Origin of the sequence: Rhodococcus sp. F64268, from assembly GCF_023015605.1 — a bacterium.
Taxonomy (GTDB): domain Bacteria; phylum Actinomycetota; class Actinomycetes; order Mycobacteriales; family Mycobacteriaceae; genus Rhodococcus.
On the sequence record NZ_JALKAI010000056.1, the window covers coordinates 1 to 261 of the forward strand.

The window sequence follows — 261 nt, forward strand, 5'->3', positions numbered from 1 at the left end:
GATGCGCGGGCATCGACGTCGGACTCGAGTCGGTCGCGGCGATCGTTTACGACGATGGGACCCGCGAGAAGATTGCCAATCCCCGCTGGTTGCGGTCGAAGGAACGTCGGCTGGTCCGCGCCCAACGGGCCTACTCGCGCACCATGAAAGGGTCGAAGAATCGGGACAAGGCCCGCCGAAAGGTTGCCGCGGCGCACCGGAAGGTGCGCGAGACGCGGTTGGATCATCACCACAAGCTCGCTCTTCGGCTGATCCGCGAAA

Annotated in this window: 1 protein-coding gene; it reads left to right on the forward strand. The window is 64.8% G+C overall.

The genetic code is table 11. The annotated features are described in order from the left end of the window. Nucleotides 1-261: transposase (locus MWU77_RS25190; RefSeq protein ID WP_247275039.1), on the forward strand; the 261-nt coding region annotated here is incomplete at both ends.